Here is a 17,864-nt window from a genome sequence, read left to right as displayed (position 1 = left end):
TCTGGCGAGCCACTCGCGTTCCGTTGCACGGCCCGGAGCCCCCGCTCCTCTCCGGCCGAGCCGCCGGGGAGTCCCCACCCCGCGGCCCGCCGGACGCGAGGGAACATCTTGGAGGTACGTACATGTCCGGGACGACCACGGCTGCCGCCGCGCCGCGCCGTCGGGCGACCGGGGGCGGTGCCAACCGCTGGGTGGTTCTGATCGTCCTCTGCGTCAGCCTGCTGCTCGTCGCCGTCGACGCGACCGTGCTGCACGTGGCGGTCCCCGCCGTCACCGAGGACCTGCGGCCCGGCGCGATCGAGCTGCTCTGGATCGTCGACGTCTACCCGCTCGTCTGCGCCTCGCTGCTGATCCTGTTCGGCACGCTGGGCGACCGGGTGGGACGCAGACGCGTCCTGCTGCTCGGCTACGCGCTCTTCGGCGTCGCCTCCGCGCTGGCGGCCCTCGCCGACAGCGCCCAGGTCCTGATCATGGCGCGCGCGCTGCTCGGCGTCGGCGGCGCGATGATCATGCCGGCGACGCTGTCGATCCTCCGGCAGGTCTTCCCCGACCGCCGGGAGAGGGCGCTGGCCATCGGCGTCTGGAGCGCCGTGGCCGCGGTCGGCGCGGCGGTCGGGCCACTGCTCGGCGGCTTCCTGCTGGAGCACTTCTGGTGGGGCTCGGTCTTCCTCGTCAACATCCCGCTGATGCTGGTCAGCCTGCCGCTGGGGCGGCTGCTGCTGCCCGAGTCGAAGGGTGACGGCCGAGGACCCTGGGACGTGGTCGGCGCGCTGATGGCGGCCGGCGGCCTGTTCGGAGTGGTCCTGGGCGTGAAGCGGCTGGGCGGCGGGGAGCCGGTGGCGAGCGTGCTCACGGTGGTGCCGCTGGTGGTGGGCGCGGCCCTGCTGGCCGCGTTCGTACGGCGGCAGCGGCGGCGTACGCATCCGCTGGTGGACCTGGAGATGTTCCGGCGGCCGGCGTTCAGTACGTCGGTGGGGTGCATCGTGCTGGCGATGCTGGCGCTGGTGGGTCTGGAGCTGATCGCGGCGCAGTATCTGCAGCTGGTGCTCGGGCTGTCCCCGCTCCAGACCGGGCTGCGACTGCTGCCGCTGACCTTCGCGGCGATGGCCGCCGGGCTGGCGGGCGCGCGGATGCTGCGGCGGTTCGGGCCGCGCCGGATGGTGTGCGCCGGGTTCTGCCTGACGGCCTTCGCGGTGCTGCTGCTGACGGCGATGGGCCGGGCCGACAACTGCGCGCTGCTGCTGTCCGGGTTCGTGCTGCTCGGCTTCGGCCTGGAGACGACGCTCTTCGGCGCGTACGAGTCGATGCTGAGCGAGGCGCCGCAGGAGCAGGCCGGCGGGGCGGCGGCGATCGGGGAGACGTCGTACCAGCTGGGTGCCGGGATCGGGATCGCCCTGCTGGGCAGCGTGATGAACGCGGCGTACACGCCCGGAGTGGCGGGCGGTGTGCCCGGGGTGCCGGCTTCGGCGTCGGTGGCGGCGGGGCATTCGCTGGGGGAGGCGTACGAGGTCGCCGCGCAGCTCGGGGGGCCCGCGGGGGCCGCTCTGCGGCGGGCGGCCGCCGACGCGTTCGTGCATGGGCTGCACGTGACGCTGGTGGTGAGCGCGGGGTTGTTGCTGCTGGGGGCGGTGATGGCGCTGCGGTTGCCGCGGGGGATGCAGTGCGAGGGGGTCTCCGTGCCCGCGCCTCGGGACGCGGTGGAGTCACGCGTCTCGGTGTGAGCGATTCGGCCTCCGCGTCCGCGCACCACCCGTTCGCCGTCCGTCACCCGGTGGACGTCGTCCGCGGGGGTGTGCCGCCGTCGGCGCGGTGGGGCACGGGCGAGCCGGGTGGGCGTGAGGGGGAGGCGCATGGTGGACGCGCGAAGCGGCGCGTCGTAACGTCGGCACGAGAACCGTAACTAGCAGCGCTAGTTTCACGTCCCGGAGGGTGTCCCATGGCCTCGTCCCCCAAGTTGCCCGCGTTCGATCCCGCCGACCCGCTCGGCATCGACGACCTCCTGGAGCCGGAGGACCTGGCGGTCCGGGACACCGTGCGGGACTGGGCGGCGGACCGCGTGCTGCCGTACGTCGCGGACTGGTACGAGAAGGGCGAGCTGCCCGGCATCCGGGAGCTTGCCCGCGAGCTCGGCGGCATCGGCGCGCTGGGCATGTCGCTCCAGGGCCACGGCTGCGCCGGCGCGAGTGCCGTGCAGTACGGACTGGCCTGCCTGGAGCTGGAGGCGGCCGACTCCGGGATCCGGTCCCTGGTCTCCGTGCAGGGCTCCCTCGCCATGTACGCCATCCACCGCTTCGGCAGTGAGGACCAGAAGCAGGCCTGGTTGCCGCGCATGGCCGCCGGTGAGGTCATCGGCTGCTTCGGGCTGACCGAGCCCGACCACGGCTCCGACCCCGCCCACATGCGCACCCGTGCCAAGCGCGACGGCGGGGACTGGGTGCTCGACGGGCGCAAGATGTGGATCACCAACGGGTCGGTGGCCGGTGTCGCCGTCGTCTGGGCGCAGACCGAGGACGGGATCCGCGGCTTCGTCGTGCCCACCGACAGTCCCGGTTTCTCCGCGCCCGAGATCAGGCACAAGTGGTCGCTGCGGGCCAGCGTCACCAGCGAGCTCGTCCTCGACGGCGTACGGCTGCCCGCCGACGCCGTACTGCCGGAGGCCGCCGGCCTGCGCGGACCGCTCAGCTGCCTCTCCCACGCCCGCTACGGCATCGTCTGGGGCGCGATGGGCGCGGCCCGCAGCTCCTTCGAGGCCGCCGTGGAGTACGCGAAGACGCGGGAGCAGTTCGGACGGCCCATCGGCGGGTTCCAGCTGACCCAGGCCAAGCTCGCCGACATGGCGGTCGAACTGCACAAGGGGATCCTGCTCGCCCACCACCTCGGGCGGCGCATGGACGCCGGCCGCCTGCGTCCCGAGCAGGTCAGCTTCGGCAAGCTCAACAACGTACGCGAGGCCATCGGCATCTGCCGTACGGCCCGCACGATCCTCGGCGCCAACGGGATCTCCCTCGAGTACCCCGTGATGCGGCACGCGACGAACCTGGAATCGGTGCTCACCTACGAGGGCACCGTCGAGATGCACCAGCTGGTGCTGGGCAAGGCCCTCACCGGACTCGACGCCTTCCGGTAGGACTCCGGCGGCGGACCCGGGGGGCCGGCGGGGGGCGGGGCCGTGGTGTGCGGCCCCGCCTCAGCTCTGGTTGAAGAAACCGTCGGAACGGTGCGCGGCCGACTCGCCGCTGATGACCTGGGTGTCGGCCGGGCTCAGCAGGAACACCCGGGTGGACACCCGCTCGATGGAACCGCGCAGGCCGAAGATCAGCCCGGCCGCGAAGTCGACCACGCGCTTGGCGTCGGTGCCCTCCATGGCCGTCAGGTTCACGATGACCGGGACGCCGTCCCGGAACAGTTCGCCGATGGCACGGGCGTCCCGGAAGCTGTCCGGGGTGACCGTGGCGATGCGGCGGCCCTTCTCCTCGGCCACGTCCGTGGCCACCTTCACCCGCGGGTCCGTGACCCAGGCGTCCCCGGATTCGGTGCCCTCGGAGTAGTCGTCGTCGTAGTAGCGCTCGTCATCGTTGTCGTCGACGAGGCCGAGCCACGCACTCGCCTTGCGTACCGATCCCATGGACGCCTCCTCTCTCAGCGGTCTTTCGTGTTTCCGCATCCCTATGGTCATCCATGATGCGGACGTCGCGCCAAGTGGATAGACGCCGCCCGGGGGGTTTGTGACGGTACTGGTGCACAGCGAATCCGTCGAGAGTCCTTGTGTCCCAAGGGTCGTTCCCCAAACGGATGCTGACTGTGAGTGAAATATGATTCTTCCCGGCGGACGGGTGAGGGAGGGTGCGTACGGGTGAACGCGCCCGTCGGTACGATGCCGCAGCTCAGCATCGTACGAGGCACGGGGGAATGTCGTGTTCGGAATCGTCAGGCCTTGCAGGCATCGGCTCGGGGAGAGCCTCACGAGTCAGTGGATGGCGCATCTGTGCGGATTGTGCCTCGCACTGCGCAAGGACCACGGGCAGTTCGCGCGGATCGTGACGAACTATGACGGGCTGCTGATCTCGGTCCTGACGGAGGCTCAGGCGGGCCGCGGCGGCACCGGCGCCGGGCGGCGCAAGGCCGGGCCGTGTCCGCTGCGCGGAATGCGCACCGCGTCCGTCGCCCACGGTGAGGGCGCCCGGCTCGCGGCGGCCGTCTCCCTGGTGCTGGCCTCGGCCAAGGTGCGCGACCACGTCGCCGACGGGGACGGGGTGCTGGCCCGCCGGCCGGTGGCCCTCGCCGCCCGCCGGGTCGCCACCGGCTGGGACGCCGCCGGCGCCCGCAGCGGTGGCGCGGTCGGGTTCGACACCGCCGTACTGGTCGACGCCGTGGACCGGCAGGGCGGCATCGAGGCGCTCGCCGGGCCCGGCACCCCCCTGCTCACCGTCACCGAGCCGACCGAGACCGCCACCGCCGCCGCGTTCGCGCACACCGCGCGCCTCGCCGGGCGGCCGCACAACGCCGAGCCGCTCGCCGAGGCCGGGCGCCTCTTCGGCAGGCTCGCCCACCTCCTCGACGCCGTGGAGGACAAGGAGGCTGACGCCGCGTCGGGCGCCTGGAACCCGCTGACCGCCACGGGGACCTCGCTCACGGAGGCCCGGCGGCTGGCCGACGACGCCGTGCGCGGGGTGCGCCTCGCGCTGCGGGACGCCGAGTTCGGCGACGGCCGACTGGTGCACCGACTGCTCGTGCACGAGCTGGGGAACTCCGTCGACCGCGCCTTCGGCACCGTCTCCTGCGCCCACGGCAGCCACCCGTACGCCCCTCCCGGCACCCCGGCGGGACCCGGCGCGCCGGTGCCCCCGGAGCCGCCGCGCCGGGACCGGCGCGGGCTGCTCGCGGGGTGCGCCGTGTGGCTGGGACTGGCCTGTACGTGTCAGATGTGCTGCGGCACGTACCACGACCCCTGGAGCGGGGAGCGCAAGCAGTCGCCGTGCACCAACGGCGACTGCAGCGGGTGCGGCGACTGCTGTAGCTGCGGCTGCGACTGCTGCGGCAACTGCTGCGGCGACGACGGGTGCGGCTGCGACGGCTGCGACTGCGGCTGCAGTTGTTGAGGCGGTCCGGTGTGCGAGGGTTTCCCTCATGACGACGGACGCATCCGGCGAGTGGCAGCGGTGGCACGAGGAGCGCGTCGCGACGGTGTCGGCGCCCTACGGACCGCTGGCCCTGACCGGCACGTACTGGCTGGAGGACTATCCGGACGGGCAGCTTCCGGACATCCCGGGGAGCTGGACGGCCGGCGACGGCGCGGTGCTGCTGACGGCAGCCGAGGCGGACGGGCTCACCGTGGACGGGCGGCCGCTCGACGGTGAGGTCCGGCTCGCCCCCGACCCGGGGCCCGCGAGCGCGGCCCGGGTCGGGTACGGCGCGCGGCGGATCGTCGTCCTGCTGCGCGAGGGCGCCTGGGGCGTGCGCGACTTCGACCCGGCCGCCGAGGCGCGGCGCGCGTTCCGGGGCATCGCGGCCACGCCGTACGACCCGCGGTGGTCGGTGCCGGGCCGCTTCACGCCGTACGACGCCGGGCAGCGCAGCGTGCGGGTGCCGAACGCGGACGGGCGGGAGCGCGGGCTCGCCCTGGGCGGAGAACTCGCCTTCCACCTGGGCGAGCGGGAACTCGCGCTCCAGGCGAGCGTCGAGGGGGACGGCTCGCTGTGGGCCGTCTTCGCCGACGCCACCAGCGGGAGCACCAGTTACCGCTTCCGGTTCCTGCGTCCGGCCGCGCCGGACGCCGAGGGCCGTACGACGGTCGACTTCAACCGCGCGCTGCTGCCGCCGTGCGCGTTCGCCGACCACTTCGTCTGTCCCTTCCCGCCGCCGGGGAACACCCTGGAGGTCCCCGTCGAGGCGGGGGAGCGCGAACTGCGCTGAGGTCCGGCGGGGTTGGCGGGGCGACGCGGGTCGGCCAAAGGTTGAAGGCCGAAAGGCACTCTTGCGCCGACCGGTCGTTCGGCCGAATACTCCAACCTCAGCGCTTGTCAGGAGCACGACGCATTCGGAACCCGGACGTCCGCCCCTGGCTGCGCCTCACGGGCCCACCCCACCCAGAGGGCCCCCGACTTCCCCAGTGGAGGAACGAAAAGTGAGGATCAAGCGCACCACCCCCCGCAGCGGCATCACGAGACGGACCCGGCTGATCGCCGTATCCACCGGCGTCGTGGCCGCGGCAGCGATCGCGATCCCCAGCGCGAACGCGGCACCCACCCCGGCCACCTTCAGTGACGCCGAGCTCAACAGCGCCAGCAGCGCGGTGCTCGAGGCCGACGTCCCGGGCACCGCCTGGGCCATCGACAGCAAGAGCGACCGGCTGGTCGTCACCATCGACAGCACGGTCTCCCAGGCCGAGATCGCGAAGATCAAGGAACAGGCCGGCGACAAGGCCGGCGCGCTCACGATCAAGCGGACCCCCGGCACGTTCAGCAAGCTCATCCAGGGCGGCGACGCCATCTACTCGAACAGCGGGCGCTGCTCCCTCGGCTTCAACGTCCGCAGCGGCAGTGGCGTCGACTACTTCCTGACCGCCGGGCACTGCACCGCCGGGGCCGGGACCTGGTACGCCAACTCCGGGCGCACCACCGTCCTCGGCTCGACCGCCGGGTCCAGCTTCCCGGGCAACGACTACGGCATCGTCCGGTACACCAACAGCTCCATCAGCAAGCCCGGTACCGCGAACGGCGTGGACATCACCCGCGCGGCCACCCCGAGCGTGGGCACCACGGTCATCCGCGACGGTTCCACCACCGGCACCCACAGCGGCCGGGTCACCGCCCTGAACGCCACCGTCAACTACGGCGGCGGCGACATCGTCCGCGGGCTGATCCAGACCACGGTCTGCGCCGAGCCCGGCGACTCGGGCGGTCCGCTCTACGGCAGCAACGGCACCGCGTACGGCCTGACCTCCGGCGGCAGCGGCAACTGCCGCTCCGGCGGTACCACGTTCTTCCAGCCGGTCACGGAGGCCCTGAGCGCCTACGGCGTCAACGTCACCTGAGCCGCCCGTCGGAGCGCAGCCGGCAGCACGACGAGCCCCCGCACACCGATCGGTGTGCGGGGGCTCGTCGTTGCCCCGGGCCCGAGTTGCCCCGGGCCCGAGTTGCCCCGGGCCCGAGTTGCCCCGGGCCCGAGTTGCCCCGGGCCCGAAGGCCCCGCGGAAGCCGGCACCGCGTGTAGAAGCACACTCGGAGGTCTGAGCGCAAGGGGTGAATTCCGGACAGGGGTGGAGCGGGCCGGCCGGTCCTCGGTTACTCGCTCGTAGCGTTTGCTGGAGTGTTCGCCGTACGAATCCTGCTGGAAGGGACATGAATGGTGAAGGTCGTGTGCGCGCACTGGAGTTGTCGTGCGCACGTCCTGAAGCCGACCTTGTGTGCCCCCTGTGGGGTTGGAAGAGTTGGTGCTCGTCAACCAGCCTTCCGGTCCGCGAGGTCCCCACACCCTCCCGGGCCGACCCCCCACAGGAGGACGTGAGTTGAAGCACCGACGTATACCCAGGCGGCGGGTCGCCGTGATCGGCGCGGGAGTCACCGCGCTGGTCGCCGCGGGAGTCACCTTCCAGAGTGCGAACGCCAGCGAGACCCCGGAGGCCTCCGCCCCCGAGACCCTGTCGGTCACGGCGGCCGGAAAGCTCGCCTCCACGCTGCTCGGCGACCTCGGCACCGACGCGGCGGGCACGTACTACGACGCACAGGCGAAGAGCCTCGTCGTCAACGTGCTCGACGAGAACGCCGCGCAGACCGTCGAGGCGGCCGGCGCCAAGGCGAGAATCGTCGAGAACTCGCTCGCCGAGCTGAAGAGCGCGCGCACCACCCTCGCCGAGGACGCCACCATCCCGGGCACCTCCTGGGCGACCGACCCGACCACCAACAAGGTCGTCGTCACCGCCGACCGCACGGTCTCGAAGGCCGAGTGGGCCAAGCTGACCAAGGTGGTCGACGGGCTGGGCGCCAAGGCCGAGCTCAAGCGGACCAACGGTGAGTACCGTCCCTTCGTCGCGGGCGGCGACGCCATCACCGGCAACGGCGGGCGCTGCTCCCTCGGCTTCAACGTGACCAAGGGCGGGGAGCCGTACTTCCTCACCGCCGGCCACTGCACCGAGGGCATCACCACCTGGTCGGACTCCTCCGGGAACGTGATCGGCGAGAACGAGGCGTCCAGCTTCCCGGGCGACGACTACGGCCTGGTCAAGTACACCGCCGAGGTGGACCACCCGAGCGAGGTGAACCTCTACGACGGCTCCTCGCAGGCCATCTCGGGTGCCGCCGACGCCACCGTCGGCATGGAGGTGACCCGCAGCGGCTCCACCACCCAGGTGCACTCCGGTGCGGTCACCGGCCTGGACGCCACCGTGAACTACGGCAACGGCGACATCGTCAACGGCCTGATACAGACCGACGTCTGCGCCGAGCCCGGTGACAGCGGCGGCTCGCTCTTCTCGGGCGACCAGGCGGTCGGCCTCACCTCCGGCGGCAGCGGTGACTGCACCTCGGGCGGCGAGACCTTCTTCCAGCCGGTGACGGAGGCCCTGTCGGCCACCGGTACGCAGATCGGCTGAGCTCACACACATCGCAGGCAGAAGTCCCGTCCCGCGCGCGAGGGGCGGGGCTTCCGTGTGTGTGGGGCGGGGGTTTCTGTCTTGCGCGCGGCGGGGTCCCGTGTGTGTGGGGCGGGGGTTTCTGCCTTGCGTGCGGCGGGGTCCCGTGTGTCTGGGGCGGGCTTCCGCCCTGCGTACGGCGGGATTTCCGCGTGTGTGCGGCGGAGCTTCCGCGTGCGACGGCGGGTCAGCCGACCTGCGTGGGCAGTTCCGGCTCCCGCCGCCTGAGGCGCAGCACGGACGCCAGCACCGTGATCAGCGTCCCCGCGACCGCCCACGCCCACAGCACCAGCAGGGAGACGGTCGTGTCGTTGCCCTTGAAGTAGGCGATCGAGCGGGCCGCCCACGTCCCCGCGCCCGGCGGCAGCGCCGGTCCGATCGCCTGCCAGAACGGCGGCAGCATCGGCAGCGGGAAGGCGCCGCCCGCGCTCGGGTTGCCCGCGACCACCACCAGCAGGATCGCCAGCCCGATGCCGACGATCCCGAAGACGCCCTGGAGGGCGAGCGTGGCGGCGCCCACCGCGAAGGTGATCAGTGCGCCGAGCCCCCACAGATCCACCACGCTGCCGGGCAGGGCGCCGAGGATCGGCCCGACGATCACCGCGCCGCCGAGCCCGCCGACGATCGACACCAGGGCCATCACGATCAGCCGGATCGCCGCGCGGTGCGGGTTGGCCGGCCGGGCGCCGGTGCTGATCGCCAGGATCGAGGCGCACAGGTAGCCGCCGACGCACCAGCCCACGACCAGGTAGAAGGACGACAGCCCGTCGAAGTCGTGGGGGGAGGCCGGGGCCACGTCGACGGTCCGCACCGTGCGGCCCTCGGCCCGCTCCACTTCGGCGACGAGGCTCTCCAGGGTGGTGGCGAGGACGGTGCCGCCGCCGGAGGCGACCAGCAGGGTGTCGGTGCCGGCGGAGGGGTCGACGACCAGGGCGCCGTCGATCTCCCGGTCCTTGATCTGCTGCCGGGCACTCGCCGCGTCGGCCACCGTGCGCGGGTCCAGGGGTGACCCGGGCAGCCGCTCCAGCCTGCTCACCGTCTGCCCGGCCGCCGCCGGGGGCGCGACCACCCCGAAGGGCACGTCCTTCGGTTTCGGGTCGTGCAGCGCCCCCACGTAGGAGGCGATGAACAGCAGCTGGAGCGCGATCACCCCGAGCACGAGCAGGGTGGCCCGCGGGGTGACGGCGTCCTTCACCTCGTCGCGGAAGGAGCCGCTCCGGGTGCCGGTGGCCGGTGTGTGCGACATGTCCCCACGGTCCGGGGCCGCGGGCGTTTGCGCAGGTGGGACGGGGCCGAACGGATGTCGCACACGCATTCGAAAATTGGTCTATGGTGGGGGTGAGGTAGTTGGGAACAGGCGTTCGATAAGGCGTCGGTTCATGAGAGCGGGAGGTGCGTGTGCCGGGTTTCACGCATCTGCACACCGTCTCCGGGTTCTCCGCCCGCTACGGCGCCTCCCACCCGGAGCGGCTGGCCGAGCGTGCCGTCGAGCGGGGCATGGACGCCCTCGCCCTCACCGACCGCGACACCCTCGCGGGCACGGTCCGCTTCGCCAAGGCCTGTGCGAAGGCGGGCGTCCGTCCGCTGTTCGGCGCGGAGCTGGCGGTGGCCGCCCCCGAGCCGGAAGCGGACCGCTCGGAGACCTCCGTACGCCGTGACCGGCGCCGCGCCCCCGTGCGCGGCGGCGCCTTCGTCGACGAGTCGGCCCCCCGGGTGACCTTCCTCGCCCGGGACGGCGCCCGCGGCTGGGCCGACCTGTGCGGGCTGGTGTCCGCGGCCCACACCGCGGAGGGCACACCCCTGCTGCCCTGGGCCGACAACCACGCCGACGGCCTGACCGTCCTGCTCGGCCCCGATTCCGACGTCGGCCGCGCCCTCACCGCCGGCCGCCCCGACCGCGCGGCCCGGCTCCTCGCCCCCTGGCGGGAGGGCTACGGCGACGCCCTGCGCCTGGAAGCCGTCTGGCACGGCCGCGAAGGGACCGGCCCCGGCTCCCTGCGCCTGGCCGCCCGTACCGTCGGCTTCGCCGCCGAACAGGGCATCCGGCCGGTGCTCTCCAACGCCGTCCGCTACGCCGACCCCGGCCAGGGCCAGGTCGCCGACGTGCTGGACGCCGCCCGCCGCCTCGTCCCGATCGACGCCACCAAGGAGCTGGACTCCGGCGAGGCCTGGCTCAAGGACGCCGGCGCCATGCGGCACGCCGCCGAGCGGATCGTCGAGGCCGCCGGCTTCCGGCGCGACACCGCCCACCGCCTGCTGGAGCAGACGCGGGCGACGGCCGCCGAGTGCCTGGTCGACCCCGAGGACGACCTCGGCATGGGCGCCGTCCACTTCCCCGAGCCGCACCTCGTCGGCGCCGGCCGCCGCACCGCCCAGCGCGCGCTCGCCTCCCGGGCGGCGGCGGGCATGGTGCTGCGCGGCTACGACCGGCGCCGCGCGTACTGGGAGCGGATGCACCACGAGCTGGACATCATCGCCCACCACGGCTTCGCCTCGTACTTCCTCACCGTCGCCCAGGTCGTGGACGACGTGCGGCACATGGGCATCCGGGTCGCCGCGCGCGGCTCCGGCGTGGGCTCGCTCGTCAACCACCTCCTCGGCATCGCGCACGCCGACCCGGTCGAGCACGGGCTGCTGATGGAACGCTTCCTGTCCAGGGAGCGGGTCGTGCTGCCCGACATCGACATCGACGTGGAGTCCGCGCGCCGCCTGGAGGTCTACCGCGCGATCATCGGCCGCTTCGGCACCGAGCGGGTCGCCACGGTCGCCATGCCGGAGACGTACCGCGTGCGCCACGCCATCCGCGACGTCGGCGCCGCCCTGTCCATGGACCCGGCCGAGATCGACCGCGTCGCCAAGTCCTTCCCGCACATCCGCGCCCGCGACGCCCGCGCGGCCCTGGAGGAGCTGCCCGAGCTGAGGGAGCTGGCGGGGGAATCCCGGCGGGAAGGAGGGGGGAAGTACGGGAAGCTGTGGGAGCTGGTGGAGGGCCTCGACGCCCTCCCGCGCGGCGTCGCCATGCACCCCTGCGGCGTGCTCCTCTCCGACGCCTCCCTGCTCTCCCGTACGCCGGTCGTGCCGACCAGCGGCGAGGGCTTCCCCATGGCGCAGTTCGACAAGGACGACGTCGAGGACCTCGGGCTGCTCAAGCTGGACGTGCTCGGCGTGCGGATGCAGTCGGCGATGGCGCACGCGGTCACCGAGGTGAAGCGGGCGACGGGTACCGAGATCGACCTGGACTCCGTACCGGAGGGCGACCCGGCGACGTACCGGCTGATCCGCTCCGCCGAGACGCTGGGCTGCTTCCAGATCGAGTCACCGGGGCAGCGGGACCTGGTCGGGCGGCTCCAGCCGTCGACCTTCCACGACCTCGTGGTCGACATCTCGCTCTTCCGGCCCGGCCCGGTCGCCGCCGACATGGTGCGGCCGTTCATCGAGGCCCGGCACGGGCGGGCGCCGGTGCGCTACCCGCACGAGGACCTGGCGGAGCCGCTGGAGGGGACGTACGGGGTCGTCGTCTTCCACGAGCAGGTCATCGACATCGTGGACATCATGACCGGCTGCGGACGCGGCGAGGCCGACCGGGTGCGGCGCGGGCTGTCCGACCCTCAGTCGCAGGGGCGGATCAAGGCGTGGTTCGCGCAGCACGCGGCGGCGAACGGATACGACGCGGAAACGATCCAGCGGACCTGGGAGATCGTCGAGGCCTTCGGCAGTTACGGTTTCTGCAAGGCGCACGCCGTCGCCTTCGCCGTGCCGACGTACCAGTCGGCGTGGCTGAAGGCCCATCACCCGGCCGCCTTCTACGCCGGGTTGCTCACGCACGACCCCGGCATGTACCCCAAGCGGCTGCTGCTGGCGGACGCGCGGCGGCGCGGGGTGCCGATCCTGCCGTTGGACGTGAACAAGTCGGGGGTCGCACACAGGATCGAACTGGTGTCTGAATCGCGGCGTTCCAAGGGGACCGTCTGGGGCCTGCGCCTCGCCCTCTCGGACGTGCACGGCATCAGCGAGGCCGAGGCGGAACGCATCGCCGAGGGGCAGCCGTACGCCTCCCTGCTCGACTTCTGGGAACGGGCCCGTCCCAGCAGGCCGCTGGCCGGGCGGCTCGCCCAGGTCGGCGCGCTGGACGCGTTCGGCGCCAACCGGCGCGACCTGCAACTGCACCTGACCGAACTGCACCGCGGCGCCCGGGGCGGACGCGGCGACCAGCTCCCGCTGTCCGGCGGACGGAGGACCGCTTCCGCCGGACTGCCCGACCTCACCTCGGCGGAGAAGCTCAGCGCCGAACTGGGCGTGCTCTCCATGGACGCCTCGCGCAACCTGATGGACGACCACCGCACCTTCCTGCGCGAGCTGGGCGTGGTGTCGGCCAAGCGGCTGCGCGAGGCCAGGCACGGGGAGACGGTGCTGGTCGCGGGCGCCAAGGCGGCCACCCAGACACCGCCGATCCGCTCCGGCCGCCGGGTCATCTTCTCCACCCTGGACGACGGCTCCGGCCTGGTCGACCTCGCCTTCTTCGACGACTCCCACGACGCCTGCGCGCACACCGTCTTCCACTCCTGGCTGCTGCTGGTGCGCGGGGTGGTGCAGCGGCGCGGCCCGCGCAGCCTCAGCGTGGTCGGCTCCGCCGCCTGGAACCTCGCCGACCTGCTGGAGGTGCGGCGGGAGGAGGGGCTGGAGGGCGTCGCGGCCCGGCTGGCCGGAGCGGCCGGAAGCCAGGAGGGCGACGACCCCGAGGGCGGCCCGGCGCGCCGCCGGCTGGCCGGTTCGGACGGACAACCCGCGCCGGCCGGTTCCGCGGCCCAGGACCCGATGGAGCAGCGGAGGATCCGCATGTCCACCGGGTACGAGATGCACCCCTGGGCCGATCTGCGCCCCGCGGGCGAAGGGCCCGCGGTCGGAAGGAAGTTGTGGCACCAGAGTCCGGGGAGTACGGGATGACGATCCTCTGCGTACGTTTCCAGCTGCCGCCGATGTACGAGGCGGCCCTGCCCCAGCTGCTCGGGCTGCTGGAGGAGTTCACGCCGGTCGTCGAGGCGCTGCCACCCGACGGCGCGCTGGCCGACCTGCGCGGCGCCGAGCGGTACTTCGGGCGCGACGCCGTGGAACTGGCCTCGGTGATCCGCGTCCGCGCCCTCGCGCTGTACGGCGTCGACTGCGTGACCGGCGCCGGTCCGGGCCCGATGCTCGCCCGCATGGCCCTGCGGGACGCCCGGCCGGGACTGACCCGCGCGGTGCCCGAGGGCGGGGTGCGGGACTTCCTCGCCGGCAAGCCCGTCGCCGCGCTGCCCGGCGTCGGCACCGCGACCGCCCGCACCCTGTGCGAGTACGGCCTGGACACCCTCGGCCGGGTGGCCGCCGCGCCGTTGTCCACGCTCCAGCGGCTGGTCGGCGCGAAGGCCGGCCGCGAGCTGCACGAGAAGGCGAACGGAGTCGACCGCGGCCGGGTCGTCCCCAACGGCGTCTCCCGCTCCCTGGCCACCGAACGCCCCTTCACCCGTGACGAACTCGACCCCGGCCGCCACCGCCGCGCCCTGCTCTCGGCCACCGAGGAACTGGGCGCCCGGCTGCGCGCCGTGGACAAGGTGTGCCGCACCCTCACCCTCACCGTGCGCTACGCCGACAGGTCGGCGACCACCCGCGGTCGCACCCTGAAGGAACCGACCGCGCACTCGGCGGCGCTGACGCGGGCCGCGTACGACATGTACGAGGCGCTCGGCCTCCAGCGCGCCCGGGTCCGCTCGCTCTCCCTGCGCGCCGAAGGCCTGGCCCCCGCCGAGCAGGCCTCCCACCAGCTCACCTTCGACCCGGTGGACGAGAAGGCCCGCCGGCTCGAGGAGGTCGCGGACCGCGCGCGGGCGAAGTTCGGGCCGAGGGCGGTGATGCCGGGGGCGCTGGCGGCGTGAGGCCCCCGCGGGTCAGTTGGCCCACGGGGGAGTGAGCCGGGTGCCGTCGGCCAGCTCCGCCTCCAGGCCGACGGAGGTGGTGACCCAGGAGGTCGCGGTCCGGTCGGTGGGGTTCTCGACAGCGAGGGTCGCCCCCCGGTTGATGATCACCGTGTCGCCCGCGGTGACGCGCTCGGTGCGGCCGTCGAGGGTGATCAGCAGTTCGCCGGTGAGGAGGTGGAAGATCTCCTCCCGGCTGACGGTGTGCGCGGGTGCCTTCGTGCCCGCCGGGATCTCGCCGCGCCAGGCACAGAGCTCCTTGCTGCCGGTGCGGGGAGTGGCGTACGAGACGAAACGGGCGCCGTGGATCTCGTGGGTCACGGCTTCGGACGAGCGGATGATGGGCATGACTGCTCCCCCTAGTGATTATGGTCAAGCTGCTTGACTGAGCTGTCCGAAATTATGGTCAAGCTCGTTGATCAATTCGTCAAGGGTGTTCAATGCTCCCGTGCAGAACTCCGACGCCATGGCCCTGTCCGCCGCTCTGCTCGCCGCCGCCGGCGGGCTCACGCAGCGGATTCACGAGGGTGTCGTCGCCCGAGGTTTCGAAGGGCTGCGGCCCGCGCACGGCTTCGCGTTCGCCCGGCTGGCCCCGGACGGTGCGACGGTCACCGACCTCGCCGTCCACCTCGGAATGACCAAGCAGGCCGCGAGTCAGCTCGTCGACGAGCTGGTCCGCAAGGGCTATGCAGAACGTCGGCCACACCCCGTCGACGCGCGGGCCCGGCTGATCATGCTGACCGAGGCGGGGTGGGCCTGCACGCGGGCCGCGGAGGAGGCGGCGGCGGAGGCTGTGGGCGCGTGGGCCGACGTGCTCGGCGAGGGCGGGGTCGCCGAGCTGCGGGAGCGTCTGTTGCGGATCGCGCCGGGCGGGCCGATCCGACCCGTGTGGTGAACCGCGCCGGCCCGGCTCGCACGGCTACCCGCGCCCGGCACGCCGAGCGGGGCTCGTCCGGCCTGAGCCGCCGGACGAGCCCCGTGTTCCCCCGTTCTCCCGCGTCCCGGGTCAGCGGCCGTGCCGGCCACCCGTCAGTGCCCGTCGGCGCACCGACCCGAACAGCACGGCCGCGCCGACGGCCAGGGCGGCGGCGCCGCCGACCGCGATGTAGGGCGTGGTGCTGTCCCCGCCGGTCTCGGCGAGGCTCTCGGTGCCCGCGCCGGCGGCCTTGACCTGGTTGGGCTCACCCGCCGAGGCGGTTTCGGGCGCCGCGTCGGACGCCTCGTCCGGGGCGGCCGGGTCCGTCGGGTCCGTCGTCGTCTCGGCGTCCTGGTCGCCGTGGCCGTGGTGCTCGATCGTCGACTTGTCGGCCGCGGCCGCGATCTGCTCCTCGGACGGGGCGGAGGCCTCGGGAGCCGGGGCGGCACCGCCCGCGGTGTCCCCGCTCGCCGCGTCCCCACCTGCCGTGTCGCCGCCCGTCGTACCGCCGTTGGCGCCGCCGAAGGAGATGTCGGAGCAGGAGTAGAACGCCTCCGGGCTGTCCGAGCGCTGCCACACCGCGTACAGCAGGTGCTTGCCGGAGCGCTCGGGCAGCGTGCCGGAGAAGGTGTAGAAGCCGCCCGAGGCGGCCGGGTCGGTGACCGTCGCCACCGGGGCGGACAGATCCAGGTCGCCCCAGCCCAGCGGCCCCGCCGGGTCGTACCCGGGCTTGGTGATGTACACCTTGAAGGTGCCCTTGTGCGGCGCGGTCACACGGTACTTGAAGGTGTACGAGCCGCTGCTCACGCTGGTCGCGGGCCAGTCGCCGCGCGCCAGGTCCATGCCCTTGAAGGCCGGGTCGTTCGCGCTGCACAGCTTGCCGTCCGGGATCAGCTCCTGGTGCTTGCCGGCGGCGTTGCCGATCCGGATGCCGTTCCAGTCGTACAGCGCCTGCGTGCCGCCGGCCGCGACGGCCGCCTTGCACGCGGCGGACTTCGGGTTCTCGGGGCCCTCGGCGTGGCACTGCGAGACCCGGCTGACCGGGTCGCCCATCGAACCGTGCGCGGCCGCGGGGGCGGCGGCCAGGGTGGTCAGGGCGAGCGGGGCGAGGCCGGCGACGGCGACGGCGGCGACCCTGCGGGGCGCGGAGGGTGCGGGCATGGGGGAACTCCTCGAAACGGTCACTGGGGATGCGCGGATATGCGTGAACTCGGGCCGGAACCCGTGGGGTTGACCAGCAAGCTAGCCCCGGGAAACCGTGAGATCGCCTGTTGGAGGCGGGTGACGGAGATCCTTATGGTCGCGTTAAGGGAGTGCTCAGGCTGCGCTGAGGTAGCTACCGTTCGCGGCATGGAACGAGAGCGGATCCGGCAGGCGGTCACCGCGGACGTACTGGCGGTGAGGGCCGTCACCGACGCCGCCTACCACCCCTGCATCGAGCGCATCGGGGTGGTGCCGCAGCCCATGGAGGCGGACCACGCGGCGAACGTGGCCGGGGGGAAGGTGTTCGTCACGGGCGAGCCCGTCGTGGGCCTCGTGGTCCTGGAGGCGTTCGCGGACCATCTCTTCCTCGACAGCATCGCCGTCCACCCCGACGCGCACGGCAGTGGCGTGGGGCGACGGCTGCTGCGCTTCGTGGACGCACGCGCGCGTGCGCTGGGCCTGTCCGAGGTCAGGCTCTACACGAACGCGATGATGCGCGAGAACTAGCAGATCTATCCGAAGTACGGGTACGAGGTCGTGGAACGTCGAGTGGACGGGCCCTACGACCGCGTCCACTACCGCAAGCGACTGCTCTGACCCGTCTCATGACGTGACCGGCCCGGTCAGTTGTCCGGCCACCACGTGCGCGCGATGTCCTTGCGGACCTCCGGGCGCCCCGAGGGCCGCTCGTCGGCCTCCTCGCGGACACGGCGGGCGTCGGTCTTCTTGAGGGGCTTGTGCACGGTCAGACGGCGCATGGCTGCCTCCTTACGGATCCACCGGGTTCCGCGTTCTCACGGAGGTAGACCCTTTCCCCGAGACTTGCTCATCGAAGCATGGCTGTCAGTGGCGGGTGTCACGATCCGGCGTCCCGGTTCCTCTGCCGGTCCTGTTGTCGGTGGCGGGTGTCAGTCTGGGCGGCATGGCGAACGACAGTGACGGGACGACCACGCCGGGTATCGACCGGGATGTGCGGCGGCCTGTCACTCCTCGCGGCCGAACAGGGACACCGCGCCACCGCCCGTGGGCGGGGCGGCGCTTCGACGGCGCGCTCGCCCGGCATGTGCAGTGGACGCTGCCCGGCCCCGCCAGGATCCCGCGGCACCGGCGGGAGTTGCCGCGTCCCGGCTGGTGGCCGGTCCCGGCCGGGAGCGAGGCGGGCGGCCCG

14 protein-coding genes and 1 pseudogene are annotated in these 17,864 nt (G+C 73.1%); 10 read left to right on the top strand and 5 right to left on the bottom strand.

Going from position 1 to position 17,864, the window contains the following annotated elements; genetic code table 11:
* Positions 1 to 122: 122 nt before the first annotated feature.
* A complete protein-coding gene (locus ACZ7G3_RS29525; protein WP_426600618.1) occupies positions 123 to 1,721 on the top strand; it encodes an MFS transporter in 1,599 nt (532 codons plus the stop codon).
* 215 nt (positions 1,722 to 1,936) lie between these two features.
* Positions 1,937 to 3,127: an acyl-CoA dehydrogenase family protein gene (locus tag ACZ7G3_RS29520; protein ID WP_470929139.1), complete on the top strand. Its 1,191-nt coding sequence runs from the start codon at positions 1,937 to 1,939 to the stop codon at positions 3,125 to 3,127.
* Between the two features lie 60 nt (positions 3,128 to 3,187).
* On the opposite strand, the gene ACZ7G3_RS29515 is transcribed toward ACZ7G3_RS29520, so the two are convergent.
* A complete protein-coding gene (locus ACZ7G3_RS29515; RefSeq protein WP_426518430.1) occupies positions 3,188 to 3,625 on the bottom strand; it encodes a cell division protein SepF in 438 nt (145 codons plus the stop codon).
* 289 nt (positions 3,626 to 3,914) lie between these two features.
* Between ACZ7G3_RS29515 and ACZ7G3_RS29510 the strand changes: the two genes are divergently transcribed.
* The 4 genes from ACZ7G3_RS29510 (at position 3,915) to ACZ7G3_RS29495 (ending at position 8,590) form a co-directional block, all read left to right on the top strand.
* On the top strand, positions 3,915 to 5,099 hold the full coding sequence (locus ACZ7G3_RS29510) for a DUF5685 family protein (RefSeq protein ID WP_470929137.1): 1,185 nt from the start codon (positions 3,915 to 3,917) through the stop codon (positions 5,097 to 5,099).
* A gap of 28 nt (positions 5,100 to 5,127) precedes the next feature.
* Complete coding sequence (locus tag ACZ7G3_RS29505; RefSeq protein WP_470929135.1) at positions 5,128 to 5,913, top strand: DUF1684 domain-containing protein; 786 nt, start codon at positions 5,128 to 5,130, stop codon at positions 5,911 to 5,913.
* A 211-nt stretch (positions 5,914 to 6,124) separates the two neighbouring features.
* Positions 6,125 to 7,033 carry a S1 family peptidase gene (locus ACZ7G3_RS29500; RefSeq protein WP_470929133.1) on the top strand — a complete coding sequence of 303 codons (909 nt, stop codon included), beginning with the start codon at positions 6,125 to 6,127 and terminating at the stop codon, positions 7,031 to 7,033.
* A 474-nt stretch (positions 7,034 to 7,507) separates the two neighbouring features.
* Positions 7,508 to 8,590, top strand: coding sequence for a S1 family peptidase (locus ACZ7G3_RS29495; protein ID WP_470929131.1), 1,083 nt, complete (start codon positions 7,508 to 7,510; stop codon positions 8,588 to 8,590).
* A 226-nt stretch (positions 8,591 to 8,816) separates the two neighbouring features.
* Here ACZ7G3_RS29495 and ACZ7G3_RS29490 read toward each other — a convergent pair whose 3' ends face one another.
* Entirely contained in the window at positions 8,817 to 9,875 is a 1,059-nt protein-coding gene (locus ACZ7G3_RS29490) for a DUF3533 domain-containing protein (protein WP_470929129.1), read from the bottom strand.
* Positions 9,876 to 10,027: 152 nt separating this feature from the next.
* Between ACZ7G3_RS29490 and ACZ7G3_RS29485 the strand changes: the two genes are divergently transcribed.
* Together ACZ7G3_RS29485 and ACZ7G3_RS29480 are read left to right on the top strand one after the other, a co-directional pair.
* Positions 10,028 to 13,573, top strand: coding sequence for a DNA polymerase III subunit alpha (locus tag ACZ7G3_RS29485; protein ID WP_470929127.1), 3,546 nt, complete (start codon positions 10,028 to 10,030; stop codon positions 13,571 to 13,573).
* Positions 13,570 to 14,538, top strand: coding sequence for a DNA polymerase Y family protein (locus ACZ7G3_RS29480; protein WP_470929125.1), 969 nt, complete (start codon positions 13,570 to 13,572; stop codon positions 14,536 to 14,538). The genes ACZ7G3_RS29485 and ACZ7G3_RS29480 overlap by 4 nt, the downstream gene beginning before the upstream one ends.
* 12 nt (positions 14,539 to 14,550) lie before the next feature.
* Here ACZ7G3_RS29480 and ACZ7G3_RS29475 read toward each other — a convergent pair whose 3' ends face one another.
* Positions 14,551 to 14,925, bottom strand: coding sequence for a cupin domain-containing protein (locus tag ACZ7G3_RS29475; protein WP_470929123.1), 375 nt, complete (start codon positions 14,923 to 14,925; stop codon positions 14,551 to 14,553).
* Between the two features lie 100 nt (positions 14,926 to 15,025).
* Here ACZ7G3_RS29475 and ACZ7G3_RS29470 point away from each other — a divergent pair, with 100 nt between their 5' ends.
* A complete protein-coding gene (locus tag ACZ7G3_RS29470) occupies positions 15,026 to 15,472 on the top strand; it encodes a MarR family winged helix-turn-helix transcriptional regulator (protein ID WP_470929121.1) in 447 nt (148 codons plus the stop codon).
* Positions 15,473 to 15,583: 111 nt separating this feature from the next.
* On the opposite strand, the gene ACZ7G3_RS29465 is transcribed toward ACZ7G3_RS29470, so the two are convergent.
* The gene (locus ACZ7G3_RS29465) at positions 15,584 to 16,654 is read right to left on the bottom strand and encodes a lytic polysaccharide monooxygenase auxiliary activity family 9 protein (RefSeq protein WP_470929119.1); all 1,071 of its coding nucleotides are present in this window, start codon (positions 16,652 to 16,654) and stop codon (positions 15,584 to 15,586) included.
* Positions 16,655 to 16,843: 189 nt separating this feature from the next.
* Between ACZ7G3_RS29465 and ACZ7G3_RS29460 the strand changes: the two are divergent.
* Positions 16,844 to 17,293 (top strand): annotated as a pseudogene (locus tag ACZ7G3_RS29460) (GNAT family N-acetyltransferase).
* Positions 17,294 to 17,319: 26 nt separating this feature from the next.
* Here the strand turns inward: ACZ7G3_RS29460 and ACZ7G3_RS29455 are convergent.
* Positions 17,320 to 17,454, bottom strand: a complete 135-nt coding sequence (locus ACZ7G3_RS29455; RefSeq protein ID WP_398135216.1) for a hypothetical protein — start codon at positions 17,452 to 17,454, stop codon at positions 17,320 to 17,322.
* Between the last annotated feature and the right edge of the window lie 410 nt (positions 17,455 to 17,864).

The sequence above is a fragment of the Streptomyces sp. NPDC037271 genome (genome assembly GCF_055603605.1).
The sequence above is the reverse complement of the archived record's forward strand: the minus strand, read 5'-3'. Positions and strand labels throughout refer to the sequence as shown.

What these genes read in the sequence shown, in the direction of transcription:
- ACZ7G3_RS29475 (WP_470929123.1), bottom strand. Translation starts at nt 14,925, where the DNA reads ATGCCCATCATCCGCTCGTCCGAAGCCGTGACCCACGAGATCCACGGC.
- ACZ7G3_RS29515 (WP_426518430.1), bottom strand. Translation starts at nt 3,625, where the DNA reads ATGGGATCGGTACGCAAGGCGAGTGCGTGGCTCGGCCTCGTCGACGAC.
- ACZ7G3_RS29455 (WP_398135216.1), bottom strand. Translation starts at nt 17,454, where the DNA reads ATGCGCCGTCTGACCGTGCACAAGCCCCTCAAGAAGACCGACGCCCGC.
- ACZ7G3_RS29465 (WP_470929119.1), bottom strand. Translation starts at nt 16,654, where the DNA reads ATGCCCGCACCCTCCGCGCCCCGCAGGGTCGCCGCCGTCGCCGTCGCC.
- ACZ7G3_RS29505 (WP_470929135.1), top strand. Translation starts at nt 5,128, where the DNA reads ATGACGACGGACGCATCCGGCGAGTGGCAGCGGTGGCACGAGGAGCGC.
- ACZ7G3_RS29525 (WP_426600618.1), top strand. Translation starts at nt 123, where the DNA reads ATGTCCGGGACGACCACGGCTGCCGCCGCGCCGCGCCGTCGGGCGACC.
- ACZ7G3_RS29490 (WP_470929129.1), bottom strand. Translation starts at nt 9,875, where the DNA reads ATGTCGCACACACCGGCCACCGGCACCCGGAGCGGCTCCTTCCGCGAC.
- ACZ7G3_RS29520 (WP_470929139.1), top strand. Translation starts at nt 1,937, where the DNA reads ATGGCCTCGTCCCCCAAGTTGCCCGCGTTCGATCCCGCCGACCCGCTC.
- ACZ7G3_RS29480 (WP_470929125.1), top strand. Translation starts at nt 13,570, where the DNA reads ATGACGATCCTCTGCGTACGTTTCCAGCTGCCGCCGATGTACGAGGCG.